This is a genomic window from Dyadobacter sp. HNCC25DJ184 (assembly GCF_056895215.1).
Map to the genome: position 1 here is coordinate 89,748 of NZ_JBXHAQ010000002.1, position 22,586 is coordinate 112,333.

Genomic DNA, 22,586 nt, shown 5'->3' on the forward strand with positions numbered 1-22,586 from the left:
TTTGTGATCGGAAGATATTTAAGAAGACGTCGTTTCAACTGAATCGGCTCCATTATTTCACTCGATTAAAACAAAAGCCATGCATTCTCACACTTACATTACTGCCGACGAGGCTGTTAAACATATAAAATCTGGCAACAGGGTCTTTATTCATGGAAGCGCAGCCACGCCGGTTCACCTCGTTAATGCTTTACAGAAACGGCATTGGGAGCTCAAAAACGTAGAGTTTGTCAGTATCACTACGTTAGGTGATGTGGATTTTAACAATCCCAAATATTTGCAAAGTTTCTTTTTTAATTCGCTATTTGTCTCTGCCAATACACGCGGAGTTGTAAATAGTGACCATGGAGATTACATACCTATCTTCCTGAGCCAAATTCCTTTACTGATCAAAAGCGGAAAACTCCCGATAGACGTCGCACTCGTTCAGGTATCTCCGCCCGACCTGCATGGGTTTTGCTCTCTCGGAACGTCGGTTGATATAGCCCGAGCGGCCGTGGATACCTCGAAGCATGTTATCGCCCTTGTCAATCCGAATATGCCGAGAACGATGGGAGACGGATTTGTTCATATCAGCAAAATTGACGCGATGGTGTGGCATGAAGCACCCCTACCCGAGGTGGATTATTCATTGAATATTAAAGAAGCTACAGCTGAAATCGGGCGTAATGTGGCGTCGCTCGTTGAAGATGGAGCCACACTCCAGGTTGGTATCGGGGCTATTCCGGATCAGGTTCTTAAAAATCTGACTCATCATAAAAACCTCGGGCTTCACACAGAAATGCTTTCGGACGGGGTCATTCCGCTGATTGAAAGTGGAGTGATCGACAATAGCCTCAAGAAGCTCAACAGAGGTAAATCTGTAACTTCTTTTATGGTGGGCACCAGCAAACTATATCAATTTGTCAACGATAATCCCGCTGTTCGGGTGATGGATATCAGTTATGTAAATGATACCAGTATCATTCGCCAGAATCCGAAAGTGGCTGCGATCAATTCCGCGCTGGAAATAGATTTGACGGGGCAGGTATGCGCCGACTCGATCGGCACATATCAATATTCCGGGATTGGTGGTCAAATGGATTTTATTCATGGAGCCTCTCTTTCGCCGGGTGGCAAACCTATTATAGCGCTGCCATCTGTTACGTCCAAAGGAGTGTCAAGAATCGTTCCATTCCTCAAAGAAGGAGCCGGCGTTGTCACTACCCGCGGCCACATCCACTGGGTAGTAACTGAGTTTGGTATCGTGGACTTGTTTGGAAAAAGTCTTAAAGAGCGTGCAAGGGCTTTAATCAGCATAGCTCATCCTGCCCATCGGGAGGAACTTGAAAAAGCATTTTGCGATCGATTCGGTAGCTACTACCGCCCCGGATCCACTACCATTTCTGAACGTATATTTCAACCTTAAAAGCGGGGTTGTCTGATTAAAAAAGTCCTAAGACGGAAAGCAGTGATTGCTTTCCGTCTTAGGACTTTTACCTTTTTCAACAATTCAACCAAGGTTCTTCTTATACAGATAAACTATTTGGAACCGAGCATGTGTTCCATCAAAAACTTGAACCTATCAGTTTCACGATACTGCTAAGCTGTGGTGCGGCAGTTTTTGCAGCCAACTTGCCAGCCATCCCCGACTTGTCAAGTCCGCTTACAGACTTTGTTGCTTCGCCGATCAGACTATTTAATTTACCTTGCTCTCCGGAACCAAGTATTGAGGTGCCCGCTTTAACGAGACCCAGACTATTTGTCAAACTCGATGCTTTTCCCAGCAAGCCGCTATCGCCTTTTCCAAGTAAACCGCTGATTCTGTTGGCACCCAGTAGCATTTTAACCGCGCTTACGCCTTTGGCCAATAACCCTGAAGGAGCCTTTCCCCCGGCAATTGTTGGGATTAGAGATTTCAAATCGCCCGCTTTTTTAAGCAGTTGCGACTTCAAATCACCCCCTGAACTCTTCGCTTCACTTTCTAATGCATTCGTTCCTTTTGTAAGAGCGTCAGCAGCAGCCTTGGCATCCCCCTTTTTAGAAAGTGTTACCGCATTATCTAAAAGGCTTTCGGCAGACAAATTCTGACCATTTGATATTGATGCGAATGTCAAGATCAAACATAGAGAGAGGAACGAGATCAAATTACTTTTCATAGTACTTTTTTTTAAATGATGCCTTTAAGATGGAGAAATCGCAAAAAAGTTACTTCTCTGGCGATTATTTAAAAATTGAAAGGTTGTTTTAATCGAGCTATCGATGACGCTTTTATGCATGCTGATTGTAATCGTAATTTACCATCCAGGCTACTCCAAACTTGTCAATAAACATACCGAACAGAGCCCCCCAAAACATTCTATCCAAAGGCATCGTAATCTTTCCTCCTTCCGACAGGCCAGCAAAAATTCGCCTAGCTTCTTCCTCTGACTCTGTGCTGATCGACAATTGAACTCCTTTCACGAATCCCTCACCAGAAGTCCAGTCGCCGCCTACATCGCTTCCCAGAAGTACTCCTCCATTCTTAATAGGTAATGATATGTGCATAATTTTCTCTCCGTTTAGTTTCGGAGCGTGCTCAGCGTCTGCCGCCGGCATATCCTTGTATCGGCTGATAAATGGAAACTCTCCACCAAATACTGATCTGTAAAAATTGAAAGCCTCCTCGCAGGTGCCGGGGAAGTGCAGATAGGGATTTATTTGTGCCATTTTTTGGGCTGTTAGCTTTTAGATATTAGGTGTTAGGAAAAGATAGGAATGACGGCAGAAGTGACAATACTCTGCGTTACCCAGCGTGAAAGCTGTTTCACGCTGCATTTCAAAATTATAAGGTAGATTACAAATACTGTTCCGCAAACTAAAAGTATCAAATTTATGATACTTTTAGTTTGTATTGGAAAACTGCGACTATTAGCCAATTTGCATATAAAGTATAAATTATCAAAGTTTAATCGAATTTATGTTGTCACTCATTCGCTATCATAAGTATAATTCAACGTATATTCTGGAGACTTCAAAGTGCTTTTTTGCTGTTTAGAATGGAAAGAAAATTCAACCAGCCCTTTCTTGATTAATTTGTACTAAAATCTAAATTGGCAGGAATCAGACCCGCCGGTTTGGAAGCAATACTAGTCTTAGCTTTACTCTCGTTTTATTCGTTCATCTTGAAACCGGACACCATTCTGTTTGACATTTCGTGGGAGGTTTGTAACCCTGTCGGAGGGATTTACACTTCTTTGAAAAACCGCTCTCCGGATATGGTGGATAGCTGGGCAGATAATTATTTCGTTATTGGCCCGTATATCCCGGAGAAATCGAGGCTGTATTTTCGTGAGTTGGAAGAATGCAAAAATACAGATCTTGCGTTTGTGATAGACCGGATGAGAGAACTGGGATTTCGTGTCCGTGCCGGACAATGGATTCTCGATAACTCTCGCCCAAAGGCCATTCTGATTGAGACTGATGTTCAGCCAGATACACTTAATTATATCAAATCAAGGCTATGGGAAAATTATCAGATTTCCTGTTTGAGGAGTTCGCATTTTTGCGACCAGGCCATTGCTTTTGGTGAATTGGTCAAGATTTTCATCCTGGAATTTGCCAAAGCAATTGATTATCGTCAGGATATTGTAGCTCATTTCCACGAGTGGATGACGGCCAGCGGGCTGCGGGAAATTGCAGCTGCTGATTCACGGATCGGGACGGTATTTTCCATTAACGGGACAATTCCGGGACGATATATGGCGGACTCTGATCAAAATTATTATTCCAATTTTCCGCGCTATGATATCCAAAACCGGGGAGAAGAATTGTGGATTGAAACTCAAATTGGTATTGAAAAACTGGCGGTTCAAAACGCCCAAATCCTGACTGCAAACAATGCGCAGACCGCAAGGGAGTGCGAAGCTTTTTACAACCGAACTCCGGAAAATATTATCCCGGGAGCTCTCAATTCCAGGCCTTTAACGGCGCACCAGGTGTTTGACACCCACAAAAGGAACCGCGCAGAAATTGACTCATTCGTAAAGGGTCATTTTTATCCAAACTATAAAATCAACACGGACAGTAGTTTGTACTTTTTCACTGCGGGACGTTATGAATATCGGAACAAAGGATTTGATGTTACGCTGAAAGCAGCAAGTCAACTAAACCGACTATTGAAGGAGCGGAATTCCAATATCAACGTGATACTTTTCATTATCACAAAAAGAGATTTTCATCATGTAAAACCGGCGGTTCTGGAGTCCAAAGCGCGTTTTCAGGAGTTGCAAAAAATATGTAAAAGGATCAGCGCCAGTATGGGGCCGCATCTATATGGTTCCGTGGTGAGCAACCGAAATGGCAAAATGCCGGATCTCAATGGATTGATCGATGAAGACTTGTTGCAAACGTGGCGGCAAGCGGTGATGAATTTTAAGACAAATTTCATTCCCTGCACCACCACGCACGAAATGGTCTATGAAGACGAGATAACGGATTTCCTTAAAAAAGAGAAACTGAATAACAGCGAAGAGAATCCTGTCAAAATAATTTACCATGCCGACTTTATGGAACGTACACGCTCACCGTTAGGGATGGACTTCGATGAATTTGTATCGGGATGTCACCTTGGGATATTTCCGGATCTGTACCAGCCTTGGGGATATACTGCCATGGAGACGGTAACGGCTGGCACGCCTGTCATTATGAGCGATGCTTCCGGATTTGCAAATTTTACACGTGACGCCATCATCGATCCACAGAAAAGAGAGATCCAATATATCCGACGGCGCAACACCGGAAGTGCAGCCGCGGCCGACGAGTTAACGCAGAAACTGGTTGAATTCATTGACAAATACTCCAGTAATCAGTTTGTTCCAAGAAGCGACGCCGCCGATACATTGTTTGGAAACTTCAACGGGCATATTATGAACAAACGGTACATTGACACCTATCGCCAGGCAATGTTAAGGAAACAGCCGGATACTCATTTATATTAGTTGGTTGTAGATCGTTTATAATATAATTGACATTACCGGAAACTCACTAGTACAATCTAACGCAGCAATCCTAAAATTAATTTTGTAGCTTCGTCATATAACGATTCTTATATGGCGCTTATCATGGTTGATGTGGAAACGGATGGGTCTATACCTGGCGATTATTCCATGATTTCTTTCGGGGCTGTTTTGGTGGATGAAGCGCTGGATAAGACGTTCTACGGCCGTTTGAAGCCAATTTCCGAAAAATTTATTCCCGAAGCACTTCAGGTTTCAGGTCATTCCAGGGAAGAGACGCTGACGTTTGAAGATCCTAGATCTGTTTTGCTTGATTTTGAAAACTGGATTCAGGCCAATAGCAAAGACAGGCCCATTTTTATAAGTGATAACAATGGATTTGACTGGATGTTTATGTGCTGGTATTTTCATCATTTTCTGGATCGTAACCCGTTTGGTTTCAGCTCGCAAAATCTTGGAAGTTTATATAAGGGCATGCAAAAAAACATGCATGTCAACTTCAAACATTTAAGAAAAACCAAGCATACCCACCATCCTGTAGACGACGCACGTGGCAATGCCGAAGCACTACTGGCACTCCGAAAGCAGGGTCTACAATTCACTTTTTGAATTGATAATCAATAGCTTGATCTACGATTGGCTTGCATCAATTCGTGACTTCGTGGTAAAATTAAATTGAAACCATTCAGGAATTAAGGGTAGTTAATGAACAACTTAATGTTTCTCAACTTCCTAATGGTACAAGACATTACCCTACAGAAAACACCGCCACCCAAAATCCGATGAAGCGATTAAAGGATCCTTTGGTAATGCCAGGTGCAAATCAAACTTCTGAGGAACGTTTGAGCAAGAGTATGCTTTTGCAGGACACGGATGGTCAACAATATGTCGAGAAAAGAGGCATTACCCTTAATATTGCACATGAAGCTGGTTTGCGTTATGACCCTGATTGGAATGGAAGACCCGCCGTCATTGCACCAATGGTAGATGCAGAAAGTCATATATGCTCTCTTCACGGACGATACCTGAATACCATAGGCAAGCAAAATAAAATGTTGACCATAGGGCCAGGCGGTGGGATATTCCACGTCGGTCGGGCTTGGAATGATAGTCCAATTGTGCTTGTGGAAGGGATGTTTGATGCATTATCGCTCGTGACGTGCGGGTATAGCGCAATAGCGACCGTCGGTCGACTGGCACCGTTTCTACCCGAAATTTGCAAAGGCCATATCGTGATTTTGGCATTTGACGGAAATCGACCCGGCGAATCGGAGGTGACATTTTACAAAAACTTTCTGAAGGGCTCGCATTGCTATCGGGTCACGCCACCGGAGCGTTGTAAAGACTGGAATACTGCTTTGATAAAAAAAGGCCAGCATGGTATTCGAGATTGGTTAAAAAAAAAATGGTAAAGTAATATTCGGACAGCATGAATGAAATTGCTCGTATTCAGCATACAAAGGGATCAAACACATATCCGAGTATTCTTCCTTTGAAGGTTTGCTTCAGGGTAACTCGGTTTTGTAACGCACGCTGCGGTTTCTGTCTTGCTCCGCCCGATGGAGGAGTTCACCCGCCCGTTTGGCGTTTAAAGGGATACATCGACTGGTTATTCGAAAAAGGTGTCAGAAACGTCCACTTTTGCGGTGGGGAGCCGACCATCCATCACGACCTTCCGCAACTCATAGAATATGTTCATAAAAAGGGTGGAAAACCAAGAATGACCACCAATGGAATTACAATATCCGATAAACTGATTAATTCACTTTACAACAGCAAAACAGAAGTCAAGGTAAGCCTTCACGGACCTGCCGATTTTCATAATGCCATTGTCGGACGCGACGTATATGATTCCACGACGACCTCTATAAGGCGTTTAATCACGTCCGGAATCCGCACTTCAATACAGACTACGATTATTCACGGGCATCTGGATATTGTTGATTGGATCATCCAATACTGTGTCAAAAACAAAATCAAACGCATTAGCTTCTTACCATTTATTCCGAGAGGAGCTGGGAACAATAACAGGGAAACTTACGAATTGAATTACAGCGAGCGCCGAACGCTTCGCGATCTCGTAAAACAAAAACGAAAAGAATTCAATGGTATCGTTGATATCCGTTTGCTTGATTTTAATGTGCAGACCGTGCCCGTGGTCGAGCCCGATGGTCGCGTGGTGATGGAAAGCTCAACGGAGGCGAAGGATGTTTTAATGTATCGGATACCGGAATTGGTGGTGGTGTAACGCCTGGTAGTACTTCTCATATGCGTTGTGATGGCCATAAAAAAGCGTAGCCAATCAGAAATCAGCCACGCCCATTAAATTCCTAAAATTTCTATCTCAAAAATGATACCGCAACGAAAGCATTGTGATATCATCAAACTGGCTGGCGGCACCGATGAAGGTTACCAGTTCGCTGAGCGTTGCTTCGTTCATATCTTTTGCCGTTTCTGCTTTGATGCCGTCGCCGGTAGTGAAAAATTCTTCAAGGCCTTTCAGTCCGAAACGAGCGCCGGTCAGGTTATTGGCATCGGTTACGCCATCTGTATAGAGGATAAACCGGTCGCCGGGATAGAGTTGCAGGGTTCTGGACTCGTATTGATAGGTGCTGTCAAAACACAACGCCATACCGCCCTGCTTTTTCACGAGTTCCAACTCTCCGTTTTTTCTCAAAATCAGTGGTGGTTCGTGGCCGGCGTCCACGTATTCTACAATGCCGGTTTTTATGTTCAGGATACAAACAAAAGCTGTCACAAACATAAATGAGGAGTTATCTTCACTTAAAAACGAATTAGCGATTTTTACTTTTTCGCATATGCTGTCGTTGTTGTGATTAGAGAACTGGCTTTTAAATATCGCTTTCGTGATAGCCATGAAGAGCGATGCCGGAACGCCTTTATCAGACACGTCACCGATCATAAAGTATAGCCGATCAGGATCCATCATGAAATAATCGTATAAATCGCCCCCCACCATTTTGGCTGGCTGGATGAACGCATGCAAATCCACTCCTGCCTGGGCAATGTTCGGTGGAACAGATTTCGGAAGCATACTCAACTGAATTTCCTTCGCCACACTGAGGTCATTCTGGATCGCAATGAGCTGTTCTTTCCCTTTTTCCAAAGAAGTCAGCATTTCGATATGCTCGACGGTTTTAGAAATCGTAATTTCAAGGTCTTCAAAGTTAACAGGCTTCGTCACGAAATCAAAAGCGCCACGATTCATCGCTGTTCTGATATTGTCCATGTCCCCGTATGCCGACACCATGATGGCTTTCAGCAACGGATTTTGTTTTTCGTTAATTTTTGCCAAAAAACTCAGACCATCCATTCCGGGCATGTTGATATCCGACAAAATGAGGGAAATATCTTGGGTTTCTTCTAGTCTCTGAAGCGCTTCATTACCATTGTTTGCAAAAACAAATTCATATTTTTTATCACGAATCTGCTTTCTGAACAGCTGAAGAATCAGCATTTCCATATCCTGTTCGTCATCTACACTTAATATCCTGATTGCCATTATCGTTAAGTTTTTAATAATATTGAGTATCTGGTTTATGATTTTACTGCCGGAATCCTGATCACAAATTCCGCACTTTCGCCCAAAACAGAGCTCACACTGATAGTACCCTTGTGCGTATCCACCACGCTGGAATACGTCAGCGACAGTCCCAGGCCCGTTCCCTTCCCCTGGGGCTTGGTGGTGAAGAAAGGTTCAAATAATTTATTGACGATATCGGGCGGAATGCCTATGCCATTGTCGCCGATTTTGATCTCGATGTCGTTGCCTATTTTTCTACTAACTATATCAATATGAGGATCATAGCTATCTCCCAACTGCTTTTTCTTCTCGTTCACAGCATAACATGAATTGTTGACCAGATTAAGTATCACCCGACCGAACTCGCCTCTGGATATCATCACTTCACCAACCTCGGGATCAAGATCGTAATTTAACGTCACATTAAAATTGCTGTCACTCCCGCGAACACCCTGATAAGCCAGTTTACTAAACTCTTCAAGCATCTGATTCAGATCCGTTTCCTCGAAGAACGCTCCATCGCCACGCGTTTGGGCCAACATTCCCTGAATGATCCGTTCGATCCTTTTGCCGTTTTCGTTTATCTTGGTGAGGTTGTCCGATATCATTTTAACGAGATCCTTTCCCTCCTCCATATCGTCGCCCGTGAGCTCAGACACAGGCTTGGAAAAAACATCCTGCAACTCTTCGATCAGTCCTTGGGAAAGCCTGGAAAAGTTGTTAACGAAGCTGACAGGGTTCTTAATTTCATGCAGAATACCTGCGCTCAGCTGGCCAATATCAGCCAAACGGTTGAGTTTACTCACTTTTTCCTGGTATGCAGCCAGCTCATTTTTCAACAATTCGATCTCGTGAACCCCGGTCGCGCTCCCTTGTTGTGTGTTCATATCCATATTTATTCCCATATCCTTCTCAAGTCAAATTCTGTTAGCTAATTGAGTTTTCATGTTTATTGATTAACAATGGGTAATAAGATTTCCATTTCTGTAAATTCCTTTTCCTTTGACATCGCGGTAATTTTGCCTTTGTGATATTCGATGATATCCTTGCTCATAAAAAGCCCGAGACCTGTTCCTTTTGAAGTGGGTTTGGTTGTAAAAAATGGGTTAAACAACTGCTCTTTTTCTTTGGCAGGGATACCCATTCCGTTATCTATTATTCTGATACTAACATAGTTTCCTCTTACTGCCGTCGTCAGCCTGACCTCCGGTTTAAAAGTTTTGTCCATCTTATTTTTCTCAAAAACGGCATAACAGGCATTGCTGATCAGATTGGTGATCACCTGTGCAAACTCAAAAGGCAGGATACTGACCTTCACTCCTTCGGCGCGCAGATCGTAATTAATCTGAATTGTTTCACCGTTTTTATACTCCGCAAGCACTTCTGAAAGAGCCGTTTGTGCCTTACTTTCCAAAAAGGGACTGAGTTCGGTCACAAAAAACTCCGTTGCCTTTCCCCGGAGCAATTTCTGCATATCTTTCACAATACGTGTTGTGCTGTTGCCGTGCTCGTATATCTTCTCCAGATTCTTTTTCAGCATTCCCATTGCACTCAACACATCGTCCTCGTCTTCATCAGGATAGGCATCGAGATTCTTTTGGGTCACTTCATCAATTTCTGACAGGAGCGATACTGATGACTGGGAGAAGTTATTGATATAGTTAAGCGGGTTCAAAATCCGGTCAACAATCCCTTTTGTCAACTGGCCAACAGACGCAAGTCGCTCTTGTCTAATGAGTTGCTCCTGCGTTGTCTTTAAGTTGTCGAGCGTTTTTTCCAGGTTTTCGAGGATATTGGTTTTGATATAGGCTCCGATCAGGTGCTCTTTCAGGTTTTTCACAATCATAAAATCTCGCTCCCCGAAAGCGTTTTCGTGATCGGTATTCTCGAGTGTAATGAAACTTTTAATTTCACCATCGACCCGTATCAATATAGTAATCAGCGATTTAGGCGCATATAAATCATCGATCGAATTGTTCAGGTTCTCATATCTGAAATTGTTTTTCAGAAAAATATCTTCATATACCTCTTTTCCATTTTGGATATACCTTTGCTCCGCCTGCGCATAACTTAGCCGCACGTCACCCAGCGACCCCAACCCTACCGAGCCCGACAAGGCTATGAACTGATAATTGGATGCGGCCTGATCGTAAATCAATGCCGAAGCGCTGTCGACATTCTGAAACTGGCAAAGCCTGTCCAAAACCAACTGGAAAAGTTTGCGCGTATTGACTTCGCTATTGATCGCCTTCACGAACTCATCTATACGTTCCAGCTGATCGTTCGTTGCGCTCAGCTCTTCCGATTGCATTTCAAGTTCCTCTTTTTGGTTCACCACTTCTTCCGTCCGCTCTTTAATCGATCGTTCGAGTACTAGTTTTTCACGTTCGATGATCTTGAACCTCCATCGTACGATATAGTATAAGATCAAGGCAGCCAACACCAGGTAAAGCAGCACCAGATACCACTTCAGATACCATGGGGCAAGGATCGTGAACGGAAAGCTTGCTTCTTTTGAAACATTATGATATACATCGCGTGCCCTGACATGAAACCGGTAGTTACCCGGTGGCAATCCGCTATAATCTCTCTGCGGAACCGATGACCAGTCTGACCATTTCTTGTCATACTTATCCAAAAGCACCTGATATTCAATCTGTTGATTCAGATAAAAACTGGGAAGTGAATACTCCATCGAGATCGTATTCTCGTCCGGCCTAAGTGATATACCCTTCAATGATTTGATCAACGTATCGGACTGAGCAGAATAGCCCGAAAGCAATGATTTTCCACCCGCCGTAATGCTCCGGAGCAAAACAGGATACAAACCCGAGGTGTCAATTTTCACACTTAGGTCGATACGGTACAAACCTTGCTCCCCGCCCAGCCAGGTAATCTGATTGTTTTCGGGATATATCGTTGAAAATGGAAGTTGAGCAACAGGTCTCAAAGGCATCTCCTCGGCAATAAATCCTTCCTTTTTACCATCCTTTTTATAGAATGTGATCATCTTCTTATCTCCTCTCGTTGCCCAGATATTGCCACGATTGTCGGGACGAAGATTATCGAACCATGAGTCTGTTTTTGACAGGAAATTATAAGGCGCAAATCTGTCTTTTACCTTATCATATAAGAGTATCCCGTCTTTGTTAGTCAGCAATAACTTGCCATTATAATAGCTCAATCTGTTATAAAACAGGCTGCCTATCCCCTCTTTGCTGCCATAGGTATGATAAGAACCATACGATTTATCGACCCGAAATACGCCGTTTGAAAGCGTTTCCATCCACAGGTTTCCATCGATATCCTCCTCAAATCCAACGATCGAAACCGCTACGCGATCCTTTCCCGAATGTGTATCGATTCGTGAGAAAGTCCATTTATTGCCTAGCCTTGTGAGTATCCCCGCTCCATCCTGAAACCCTGCAAAAACCAGAGACGGATTTGACCTTGAAACCTTCAGACTTAGAGTAAAGTCGGAGATGAGCTGCTGCAGAACTCCTGTCCCATTCCAGAAGAAAACTCCGTTGTTCGCTCCGATCAGCAAACCATCATTTAAAACTTCCAGCGATGTACAGCCACCTTTAAAAGCACCAATTTGCGCGATGGCATTATTTTCAATTTTATACAAACCGTAAAGCGTACCAACATACAGGCTTCCCTTAAATCGGCGAATGGCCGTTACCTCGCCTTTCAATCCTGATTGGCCGTCGAACTTCGTGATCGGGGAAGGAATACCAGCTTTTGCAATTCCATCATTAAGTGCCATCCAGAGATTGCTTTCGCGGTCATTGAACAAATACCTGACCTGACTATCTTCATAGGCACTCAACGGATGCACCGGATATAGCACGTTTCCATAACGATTAACGACCACCATTCCTCCTTTTGACATACTCACTATCATGTTCCCGTCACTCAGGCCGATAGCATGCGTTATCCTGCGCGAGCCAATAAAAGAAGTCATGTTTCCCGGTGCGACGCTCAGATAATTGTTGTCGAGCCGGTAAACTCCCTGCGAACTCGTAAACAACAGATATGCATTCCCCCGAACCGGCACAACTGCGACAATATCCCTGAATGGTTGTACTCCGGCGGGGCGGATAATGGGCGTAAACACTTTTCCATCCCAAGAAACTAGGCCGCTCTCTCTCAAAATCAACAACTTATCCTTTAATGGGAAAGCACTCACTGCCCGGGTCAGATTTGGATATCTTCTGACAGATTTCCCATCCCATACATAGTACATGTTTTTGGCAACAAAATATAGATTACCGCCGAGCTCGGCAATCTGAATAATGGCACCGAAATCGTCTTTAATTCCTGCGGAAATACTTACAAATTTTCTTGCTTCCAATGAATCATTCAGGTAACCGAATTCCCCGTTTGCGCCCACCAGAATTCGCCCCTTGCTGTCACGGAATAAGGTCGAAACGTAGCGAATATTCGTAGTCGTGATCGTACTCCATTTTACACCGTCAAACTCTAATATACCTTTGAAATTGGCAAAATACATGATCCCTGACTTGTCTTGCACGATGGAGAAATTCTCCCCATGCCCATGATATTCAGTCGGGTCGTAAAATCGGGAAAGCGGGTGACCCATCTCCGTGTTATAATAAGCGGTATTTTGAGCATATACCGGCCCCACCAACAGGAATACCTGCAAGAAGTTGATTATCAGTTGAATATATCCCGCTCTGTATACCATATCCATGCTTTTACTCCGTGATTTTGTGTCTTTCCGGTTCGCTGATACTAATTTCAAGATCGTCCAGAATATAGGATTCGAAAATGTAAAACTCTGTGTCCTTCTCCGCGTGGGGAATCACGACAACGCCTCGGTGCTGATTTGCAGTGATATTCCATATCATGCTGTCTTCCACCGTGATATGTCTCGAGAAAGCAAGCCTTCCATATGTCACCAGCAACGATACATTATCGCCTTCGCAGTATTTACGCAGGTCAATGACGTCATCCTGATCAATTTTGAAATACCACGAATTATGTAAAAATCGCTGTAACTCCTCGTTTGAAAGCTCCTTCATCTCCGGCACTTTTCTCAAACGGCGTAACTTGCTTAATAGCAGATCGTCCTCACTGGCGAGCCAGTCGAGCGGATCCATAATCTTTTTATGAAACGTGTCATTCTGCTGATCCACAACATGATATAGACCATCAAATCGGGCTGGATTTACGATTCTGAGTACGTAAAAAGCAGTCTCTGAAATTACTTTTGAAGATGACACCGCGCTCGCCACCAATACACTGGTCACGCTCTCTGCATCATAGTGTTGCAATTCTTTAATAGCAACCGACTTAGTCCATCTGGAAATTCTCGTAAAGTCTTTGTTGATAATATCCTTCAGGCGTTCTTCTACCGACAGCCTTTCCTGCGGAAATATCTCCTGATTTCTTTCCAAAACCTGCTCCAAGGTCTCACATTCAAGAATTGGCAGCACTTTGCTTTTCACTTCTTCTGGTAAAAAAAGACTCGTTATTTCGATCAGATAACCCCTCACATCCTCCTCTTCATCATTTTCAAGCAGGTTAACAGCGCTGAATTTTGGACTAAAAACAATCTGCAGGATATTGAATACCTTTTTCAACAACCATTCTTTTTCCCGCTCGATATTGACAATAAGCTCGCTGTCGTCATCATACTCTAAACTGAAATCCACCTGGGCAGCTACAAGCCAGGCATAGGTTCGCAGGTTATCTTCCAGATCCTGAGTCAGATACGTTTGCTCAGAAAATGTACAGAGGTAGTTCAGATTTTTAAGAGCAACCACCACCCGTTCGCGGATATACCTCGCCGGATTTGAAATATGACGGCGTAAAAAACGAATGGCTTCTGTGCCGCCCACATCTTCCACAATATCCAATAGTCGCAGTTGCCGCCTTTTACTTTCCGTACCGCCCATGAATAGCTTTTCAATTTGCTTAATAATCGGCGGCCCCGACTTGCCAAGCGCTTTCGAAGCGGCGACAGAATATCGATCATAATCCAATTGTTCAAACAAAAACGGCCATAGCTCCGCCCTTTTGAGTTCACCCGCAGAACGGATCGCAGCTTCTCGCACACTTGCTATAGGATCCTGTAAAAGTGGAATCAGGTATTTGTATGCTAAGAAGCGATTGGAAGACCCAAGGCCCACTGCTGCTTCTGCCCTTTCAGAATACTGATCAGACAATGCCATTTTGGTCAGTTCGTCATAGCTTGTTGAAGTCGCCATCAGCGTGAGTGCTGTAATCCGCCGACGCTCTATTTTCTTTTTACCAACGAAAACCATGTCGCCGATGGCTTGTCGATAAGCATTTTTCCCGCTGAAAGCGAGCACCGTCCAGCCAATGGCTACAATTAGAAAAACCGCAGATAACCACAGCTGATCCACTGAAAAGAAATAGGTTATTCCAGCCAGTACAACTCCGGCCAGTAGCCCGCCTAATGATTTGGCACGCCCTTCAATCAACCCTTGGATGCGCAATCGTTGAGACGCTGGAAACGGTTGATAGAGAACCTGATACGCTGGATCGGCCACGGCCTTTCTAACCGTGCTCATAAAGAATCTGCACAACGCAATACAAGCAAAAAATATGGCTGAAGTGTCGTAGGCAAATCCATATACAACGGCGACTGCAAATCCAAAAAGGATACTTACAGGCAAAATCAATATACCGGCAGCGAGGCCGTATTTGCGTATAATTCGATTATATAAGAATGTTTTGATCAACAATTCGAATATGGCACATATACCAAAAAACAAACCTAAAAAGCTGGCTAACAGCGCTTTGTCAGGAAAAACATACCTCGACTCTGTAAAGAAAAGGTATTCAACATAAAACAACGCAAACACTGGGATGAGACCAAGCAGGAATATGTTCCGGTAGTAACTGGAATGATATCTTTGAGAAACTACCTCCTGATTCGCGATATGTGGTGATGGATTTCCGGCACTCAATATATCCGTTTCCGCAATGGGATATCTGACGTGTATGATCCTGATTACTAATCCACAAACCATCAGGAAAACCAGCGAGGCCAGCAACATATATTCCGTACCAATGATATGTACCACTACTGGAATCGCCAGATAGGCGATCACCGACGATAACACGTCACCACTATTAATAAGGCCAGTTAACCGCTTGGATTGCTGCAAGTTGAACAGCTTAGCCACCACCGCCCAGAAGGTAACACCATTAACCAAAACGAAAACCCGATTCCAAATAAAAAGGACAAAAAACACCCAGGCATTGCCCGTAAAGCGATGATATACAAGCATGGCCAATATCGACAAAACCAAAAAACCGAGCATACCCTCGGCAAGCTTGTCATAAGCCACAGTCTTTTGCAACCAGCCAACGAGCAGCCCAAGGATATACAGAAACACGCCACCAACGATATACACATTAGGCAAAGCGGAGCTATCAAAACTTACCAGAAACGATGACGCGACTACCGTATAGAAAATGGCAATGGCGCCTCCCATGAAGAATGAATAGATGATCAACAGGACAACGAGCTCGCGTTCGTCCTGCTTCACATTCATCCATTTCCAAAGATTTTCCAGTCGCTTCATAGTCCGCTATTTTACTTCTTTTATCATAAAATATATCTGACGATCAGGCATTTGAAAAAGTGGTCGTACTTTTCCAATATATTGAAAACCAAGTCTTTCCAACGCGCCGATACGCGATTCAACCGGCTGTGCGATAATCGTTTTTACGCCTGACGCTATTGCAAAATCGATCCTTGCTTCGTCAAGAATATGCGAGAAACCTTTGCTCCGATGCTCCGGCGATACAACCAGCCGGTTGAAAGCTGCAAAAGGCGGATTATTGTATTGCGGTACCTTGGCCATATCAAAAAGATCAGCGTGTGGAATTGACCTGTAATGGCTATGCAGGCTTAAGCGTGCCGCTGCAATAATTTCATCGTGACAGGTAATCACCCAATGGTGTGCGACTGTGTCTTCATTATCAAGCCATGTAGGATTCGAGAAAAAAGACTGGCTGATGCCTGGCTCGTTCTTCCAGGCACGGATCCGCAACGCACCCATTTCGTCCATACGCTCAGGAGTCGGCAGTTTGTAAAACTGGTACTCTTTCCCCTGAACAACGATACGCCTTTCCATGGTGCCAGAATTGAGATCCTCGGGTTTCGATAACGTCATAATCATAGAAGTGGGTCAGCTTAATTTGTGTCAATCAGAATTCCAAAAGAGAATGTCCTTCTCTCCTGAGGGTACCTTGCAGCTGACGCAACGCCATCTGCAGCCCTGATTCCCGGTACGAAATACTCCTTATTCAAAATATTGGATACCTGAACCTGCAAACTGAACTTTTCAAGAATGCGGTAGGTAATTGCCGAATTGAGCAGATAAATCGACGGGAATTCTGTGATCGGATTGTTACTTCCTGAAGTACCTGCGCCGGATTTCCGTTTGCTGATATAGTTATTTGTAACACTAAGAGACAGATTTTTAACTACCTCATAAACTCCGCCTATGTTGCAAGACCATTTCGCAATATCGCTCACAGGAACCTTCTCTCCCTCCACCTTGCTGAGATCCACAGGATTGGAAACCGTGAAATTGGTCCATATATTTAATTTTTTCGAGTCATATCTGCCTTCACCCTGCAACCCCGTAATCCTTTGTTTTCCAATGGCTTGAAATTGTGTTGTTGGAACGCCCGCGGGAGTTTCTGTATCGACGAGTCCTACAGCATTACTATAATTTGCAAGGTATCCGGATACACCGAAAGATGCGTTTTTCGAAAATCTGACATATACACTAGCTTCCAGATTTTTAACACGCTCAGGCTTTAATGTAGGATTATTGAGCAATCTGCCAGCGTTCGTTGCATATTTCTGAAGAAAGGATGCATCCTTGAACGCCTCTGCATATATGCCTTTGAAAATAAGTTTCCCGACCGTGTAAACCAGACTGGCCCGCGGATTTAATACGAAACCGTATCCGCCGTTGGTTCTGATCTGGTTATAGTCAAGCCGTGTTGCGAGCAACAACTTCAGATTGTCAGTGAAATTATAGGTACCCTGGCTAAACAGACCTGCATCAAAAACTCGAAAATTATCTCCGCCGGCAAGTGTTGAGTCCGGCCGGCCAGTTTCGTCGGCGCCTTCAATTGCAGATGTGATATAGTTTGCCTGAATAATACTGTTCCGGATTTCGATACCGCTATTGATATCCATTTTGGCCATCGGTGTCCACAGGACGCGGAACTCACTCCGAAGCTGGTTGGATACCCTGTACCAGTAAGGTGTGGAGTAAGTCGGTTTTCTTTCATTCATCAGATCAATCACGGAGTAACTTCCGTTGTAATAAGCCCTGTAAGTGGGAAGGTTGGTATTCCCTTTCAGCTCGTGCAACCGATAGGATGTGAGGCTTAATATCTGCGCTTTGTCGCTCAAAAATTTGGAATAAGTAAGCGCAAAAGTTTTATTATTGGCTACCCATCTGGAAAGATCCTTTGTCACCAGTCGTGATTTATTAGTATACCATGGCGTAGCACCTTCGTCGGTTTTCCAGGAAGTCATGGAAAGCGTGAAATCATTGAATTCCACCTTCGCCTTGAACAAGTTATCTCTGGAAGTGTCATCGAAATCAACCGGATTTCCATCTATGACCGCGTCAAAAATATACTGGTTGTCGATCTTAGCTGCCTGCGCTTTCCCCGCGTCTGTGAGGGAAAGATTGGTGGCATTTCCCGCGGCATCGGTTTGGATTTGGTATAGATTACTATTTGGAAACAATGTTGTTAGCTTGGTACGGTCTATGTACTGCTGGGCTGCCGCGCCTGTAATCGTCTGCTGGTTGGGATAATCCGCTACGGTTCGCGGGTCATAATTCCAGGTATTGTACTTCGCAAAATTCAGTTCGTCAGACTTGAAATATCTTCCCGAAATGGTAACTGCCAAATCGCGCGACCGCGCGGTGAAAGAACCCTCGGCAATTTTGGTATTCAACGATCCATAGCGAAGTTGCCCGTTGACGGACATTACCACCTTTTTCCCTTCCGGCATGTTGCGGTCCAGGTGCTTTTTAGTGATGACGTTGATCACACCCATGAACGCATTGGCACCATACATGGTTGAAGCCGGGCCATATATCACTTCGACCCGCTCGATATCTGACATATTATACTGGCGCGACAAAGGGATATTGTCTGAATTTAAATCGTTTTCTTCAACGCCGTCAATCAACAAAATCGTCCGGTCATTGGAGGTTGAGCGATATCCTCTTTGGTAAAAAGTAACGTAAGACGGTCCATTTCCACGAATGACGTCGAAACCCGGCAAGTCACTTAATACCTGCGTCAGGTTGTTATAACCACGTTTCACCATATCGTCATGCGTGATGACGCTCACTGTTGCCGGTACCTGGAGGACATTTTCCGCCTTTTTGGACACGGAAGTGACCTGGACTATTCGATCCATCATGTCTCGTTGCTGAGCCACCAACTCCTTAAATTGCTGAAGCGCAGAGAATTCCGGCTCATAGTTTTGGTTGGCACTCAGTAAGTTCCTTACTGCAGCTGTCGCCTGCGGTATAGAATCCAAAGCGAGGTAGGTTTGCGCAATAATCTTATAGGCCTGAACCTGTGCGTTGGTTGTGAATTTGGTTTTAAGACACGGATTCAATATCTCGAAAACCTTGTCAAAATTTCCGATGCGATAGTTTCTGTCAGCCTCCGGAATAATGACCGCCGGGTCGCAATCTGCCTGGGCATGTACACCATTGCACAGGCCAGTCATGCATATGCATAACAAAAAAAACTGCCAATAAACCCTATTTCGAGCACATTTCGTCATTCCTATTTCGACAGTTTGTCTCTTGGTATATCTTTTCCTACATATTTTGTCCATTCGTCATCAGTGAGATCGCGGGTTATTTTCTTGGATAGCTCGGCATATAAAGCTGCCGAATTGATATCCCATATGCGTACTGTTTTGTCTGCTCCACAGCCGATCAGCTTCTTACCGTCGGTCGAAAACCGGATATCCATTACCCAGTTGTCAAAATCGCTGAGCACCACCGGTTGCTGTTTTGTTAAATCATCGGTACTATTCCATATCCGTATTTTCCAGTCATAACATGCAGTAGCCAGACGTTTCCCGTCCGGCGTAAAGGCTATTTTCGTTATGCCTGAACCGTGGCTGCCCTGAACGCCCGTAAGTCCTTCAGTGGCCACCCCTTTGGATCGATCAAGGGATGTAAAATAGAGTATCCCTTCGCTCGTCCCGAGATATATTTTCTTCTCATCAGGTGGGATACCGATCGATAATAAACGGCCCTTCATCCCGACGAAATTGATTTCCCGCCGTTCATCCTTCATATTACTGGTATTGAATATCAACACCTTTCCCTCGGCTGACCCCAAATAGATCGACGAATTATCTGCTGATGTCGCGGTCGCGCTGATTTCCATACCAAGATTGACGTTTTCGAGCAACGCCAACTGGTTGCCCGCAATGTCCCAGACTCTGACCTGGCCGTTTGTGCTCACTGATATAAGCTGCGGAGCGCCGTTTACAACCCTCACCTGAAGCCGAATTACGGCACCGTCGTGGCCGATGAGGATTTTTGACGGCAAACTGTTGCCTTCCGTCAGTCGATCCCAACGGATGATCTGTCCATTAGACGTTCCAACGAAAAGCGTTTTCCCATCAGGAGAGAAAGTGAGCGATCGAATACTTTTGAAAGTTTGGCGGGCATATCGAAGCGAGATTGGCTTTGTCGAAGGACTTGCCGCATTCCATAAATATACCGTGCCGTCATCTCCGGCGCTCGCTATCAAGTCGGTCGCGCTTTTGGTTTCCGACAAAACACGAACGATATCGTTGTGTCCCTGAAGTGTTGCTTTGGCGCCACCAGCTTTGGAAAGGGCATTGAACACTTCCGGATTTTCCGCTTCGCCACCGTTGTTGATATTGAATTGATATGACTTGATGGCCAATATGGCCGCGAGGTCGTTGCTATTGGGTGTTTGAAAGGATTGAATGGCGATAAATCTCGCAATGGCTTTTGCCTGTTGCCTGAAAGCTTCCAATCGCAATACTTCTGCCTCTCTCCTCGCCTCCTCTGCTGCATTTTTCTGAAAGATCGCGTCATTTTTGGCAGCAAAAGCTGAGGCCGCCGCCTGATTGGCGAGTGTCGTTGCTGTATCGGCTTTCAATTTTTGTCTTTCTGCAATCACCTTTGCCTGATCAGCTTCTGCTTTTTGTTTAAGTGCTTCTTTTTCAGCAACTTCTGCAATAAGCCGCTGTTTCTCAGTCATTTCCCTTTGAAGTAAAGCGATTACCCCTTGTTGCTCCGCGATCTTTTGCTGAGCAATCGCCTCCTTGGTCTGGTCTTCTGCGCGAAGTCTTTCGTCCTGAGCCTGTGCTGCTTTGTCCTGCGCATTTTTCTCGCTCTGTTTGGCCTGCGTTCTCAAAACCAAAGCCACTATCAAAAACAGAAGTGAAACTAATGAACTGACTCCCAGAACTGTAGCAAAAGTCCGCGCCTTTCTAAGCTCTCGTTTTTGCCGGTCTTCTTTTTGTCTTACTTCAATCTCGAATTGATTTTTACTATAATCGAGAAAATTGATCGCTCTTTCAAAAAAAGGATCATATCGTTGTGCCCAGTCAAGCGTAGGTTCATTTTCCTTACGCCAGTTGAGCCCCATCTGTAGCTCCGGATTGACCCATAAACCGGTCTTCCCTTCCTGATATTGCAAAGCAGAATAACTGAGCTGTTTGTATAGCTTGGCAGACTCCAGTTCCTGTTCGAGCCATTTCCTGCATCGTTCCCAAAGTATCAATATTTTCTCAACCGATACATCGATAATAGACTCGGAATCAATCTTTACGCCCGGTCTTGGTGTTAGAAAAGAAACGCCATTTTCCCGAAAAACCATCACGACGTCGATGAGAAGGTAGTCGGGCATTGAAGTGATTTTTACAATTTCTTTAAGCGTAGTTGGATGCAAAGCGGGGGTATCGTTTGCACCCAGAACGACGAGCGTTTTGAATAGTTTTTCGCAGGCAGCCCGTCGTTTTTCATCCAGTTTCTGAGTGAAAATTTCTTCAGCGTGGACAGTAATGGAGTTGTCCAGAGTACCAATCGCTTCAAACTCTGTTAAACCGATCAATGTATTTTCGGCCCGTGTGTTTTTCCAACGCTCCCACATCCGCATCAGAACGTGCTGGAGGATAGGAAGGAAATCCGGACTATCTACCACTTTACGGAGCAGCGTACTCACCAGTTCGGGACTGATGGCAGCGCCCAGGGCTTGAACGGGCTTGGTGATCACTTCCCGGATTTCATCCTGATTCATTTTGGGCAACAAATAATAGCCCCGGTTGATCGCCTCTGTAAGTCCTTTAAATTCAGTACAATGATCGAGATAGTCGGAGCGCATCGTGATGACCACGTGGATCGGCATCCTCAGCTGATTAATCAGCCCGAGCAGCATATTGATAAAGGGTATATTGCGGGAGGCAGATTTACTACGCGAATTTTCGGCCAACTCGTATCTGAAAATCTCTTCGAACTGGTCGATGACGAAGAGGATCTTTTTGTCTTTGAAAGGTCCGAGCAGCGGGAATATGCAGTTGTAATCCAAAAGGATTTCAGATTCCAACGCTTCCAGATCTGTTGTTTCCCAGCTTCGGTCCTTGTGCCTCATATAGGCTTTCATCGCAGCCACAAAGTTCTTGACCGGGCTCGCGCCTGGCCTGAAAACAATGACTTGCCACTGCTCATGAATACCGTCTGTATTTTCCAAAGAAGGTATAAGCCCCGCTTTGATAAGCGAAGATTTACCACTACCCGACGAACCAATCAAAGCTAGAAACTTGCCCCTCAGGAGCTTGTTTTTAAGCTCCGTAATGTGCGCATCTCTGCCAAAAAAAAGTGAATGGTCTTCGTACTCATAACTCCTCAGGCCCGGAAAGGGATTAGAAAATGCAGTTTTATCGACCATACCATGAGAAAATAAAAGACTCCGCTGAGGAGCCCGTTTAGCCATCAATTGTAAAGCAATACCCACTAAGGGTA

At 44.5% G+C, this 22,586-nt stretch carries 14 protein-coding genes; 5 read left to right on the forward strand and 9 right to left on the reverse strand.

The genetic code is table 11. From position 1 onward, the window contains the following. Nucleotides 1-79: 79 nt before the first annotated feature. Nucleotides 80-1,408 (forward strand): acetyl-CoA hydrolase/transferase family protein, encoded by a 1,329-nt coding sequence (locus tag AC1XUD_RS03295; protein WP_483359529.1) that lies wholly within the window; start codon nucleotides 80-82, stop codon nucleotides 1,406-1,408. Nucleotides 1,409-1,547: 139 nt separating this feature from the next. Here the strand turns inward: AC1XUD_RS03295 and AC1XUD_RS03300 are convergent, their stop codons facing one another. Then, on the reverse strand, nucleotides 1,548-2,138 hold the full coding sequence (locus AC1XUD_RS03300; RefSeq protein WP_483359530.1) for a hypothetical protein: 591 nt from the start codon (nucleotides 2,136-2,138) through the stop codon (nucleotides 1,548-1,550). Between the two features lie 112 nt (nucleotides 2,139-2,250). After that, on the reverse strand, nucleotides 2,251-2,688 hold the full coding sequence (locus tag AC1XUD_RS03305) for a VOC family protein (RefSeq protein WP_483359531.1): 438 nt from the start codon (nucleotides 2,686-2,688) through the stop codon (nucleotides 2,251-2,253). Nucleotides 2,689-3,071: 383 nt separating this feature from the next. Between AC1XUD_RS03305 and AC1XUD_RS03310 the strand changes: the two genes are divergently transcribed. The 4 genes from AC1XUD_RS03310 to AC1XUD_RS03325 all read left to right on the forward strand — a co-directional run bounded on the left by AC1XUD_RS03310 (nucleotide 3,072) and on the right by AC1XUD_RS03325 (nucleotide 7,224). Further along, nucleotides 3,072-4,958, forward strand: coding sequence for a glycosyltransferase family protein (locus tag AC1XUD_RS03310; protein ID WP_483359532.1), 1,887 nt, complete (start codon nucleotides 3,072-3,074; stop codon nucleotides 4,956-4,958). A 111-nt stretch (nucleotides 4,959-5,069) separates the two neighbouring features. Next, nucleotides 5,070-5,585, forward strand: a complete 516-nt coding sequence (locus tag AC1XUD_RS03315; protein WP_483359533.1) for a 3'-5' exoribonuclease domain-containing protein — start codon at nucleotides 5,070-5,072, stop codon at nucleotides 5,583-5,585. Nucleotides 5,586-5,758: 173 nt separating this feature from the next. After that, entirely contained in the window at nucleotides 5,759-6,388 is a 630-nt protein-coding gene (locus AC1XUD_RS03320) for a toprim domain-containing protein (protein WP_483359534.1), read from the forward strand. Nucleotides 6,389-6,405: 17 nt separating this feature from the next. Beyond that, nucleotides 6,406-7,224, forward strand: a complete 819-nt coding sequence (locus tag AC1XUD_RS03325; RefSeq protein ID WP_483359535.1) for a radical SAM protein — start codon at nucleotides 6,406-6,408, stop codon at nucleotides 7,222-7,224. Nucleotides 7,225-7,320: 96 nt separating this feature from the next. On the opposite strand, the gene AC1XUD_RS03330 is transcribed toward AC1XUD_RS03325, so the two are convergent. The 7 genes from AC1XUD_RS03330 to AC1XUD_RS03360 all read right to left on the reverse strand — a co-directional run bounded on the left by AC1XUD_RS03330 (nucleotide 7,321) and on the right by AC1XUD_RS03360 (nucleotide 22,512). Continuing rightward, a complete protein-coding gene (locus tag AC1XUD_RS03330) occupies nucleotides 7,321-8,499 on the reverse strand; it encodes a PP2C family protein-serine/threonine phosphatase (protein WP_483359536.1) in 1,179 nt (392 codons plus the stop codon). 35 nt (nucleotides 8,500-8,534) lie between these two features. After that, nucleotides 8,535-9,407 (reverse strand): sensor histidine kinase, encoded by an 873-nt coding sequence (locus AC1XUD_RS03335; protein WP_483359537.1) that lies wholly within the window; start codon nucleotides 9,405-9,407, stop codon nucleotides 8,535-8,537. 62 nt (nucleotides 9,408-9,469) lie between these two features. After that, complete coding sequence (locus tag AC1XUD_RS03340) at nucleotides 9,470-13,288, reverse strand: ATP-binding protein (protein ID WP_483359538.1); 3,819 nt, start codon at nucleotides 13,286-13,288, stop codon at nucleotides 9,470-9,472. Then, nucleotides 13,242-16,103, reverse strand: coding sequence for a hypothetical protein (locus AC1XUD_RS03345; protein ID WP_483359539.1), 2,862 nt, complete (start codon nucleotides 16,101-16,103; stop codon nucleotides 13,242-13,244). Before AC1XUD_RS03345 ends, AC1XUD_RS03340 begins: the two co-directional genes overlap by 47 nt. 6 nt (nucleotides 16,104-16,109) lie before the next feature. Next, on the reverse strand, nucleotides 16,110-16,697 hold the full coding sequence (locus AC1XUD_RS03350) for a GNAT family N-acetyltransferase (RefSeq protein ID WP_483359540.1): 588 nt from the start codon (nucleotides 16,695-16,697) through the stop codon (nucleotides 16,110-16,112). Nucleotides 16,698-16,717: 20 nt separating this feature from the next. Continuing rightward, nucleotides 16,718-19,300 carry a TonB-dependent receptor plug domain-containing protein gene (locus tag AC1XUD_RS03355; RefSeq protein ID WP_483359541.1) on the reverse strand — a complete coding sequence of 861 codons (2,583 nt, stop codon included), beginning with the start codon at nucleotides 19,298-19,300 and terminating at the stop codon, nucleotides 16,718-16,720. A gap of 59 nt (nucleotides 19,301-19,359) precedes the next feature. Continuing rightward, on the reverse strand, nucleotides 19,360-22,512 hold the full coding sequence (locus tag AC1XUD_RS03360; RefSeq protein ID WP_483359542.1) for an nSTAND1 domain-containing NTPase: 3,153 nt from the start codon (nucleotides 22,510-22,512) through the stop codon (nucleotides 19,360-19,362). Nucleotides 22,513-22,586 lie beyond the last annotated feature (74 nt).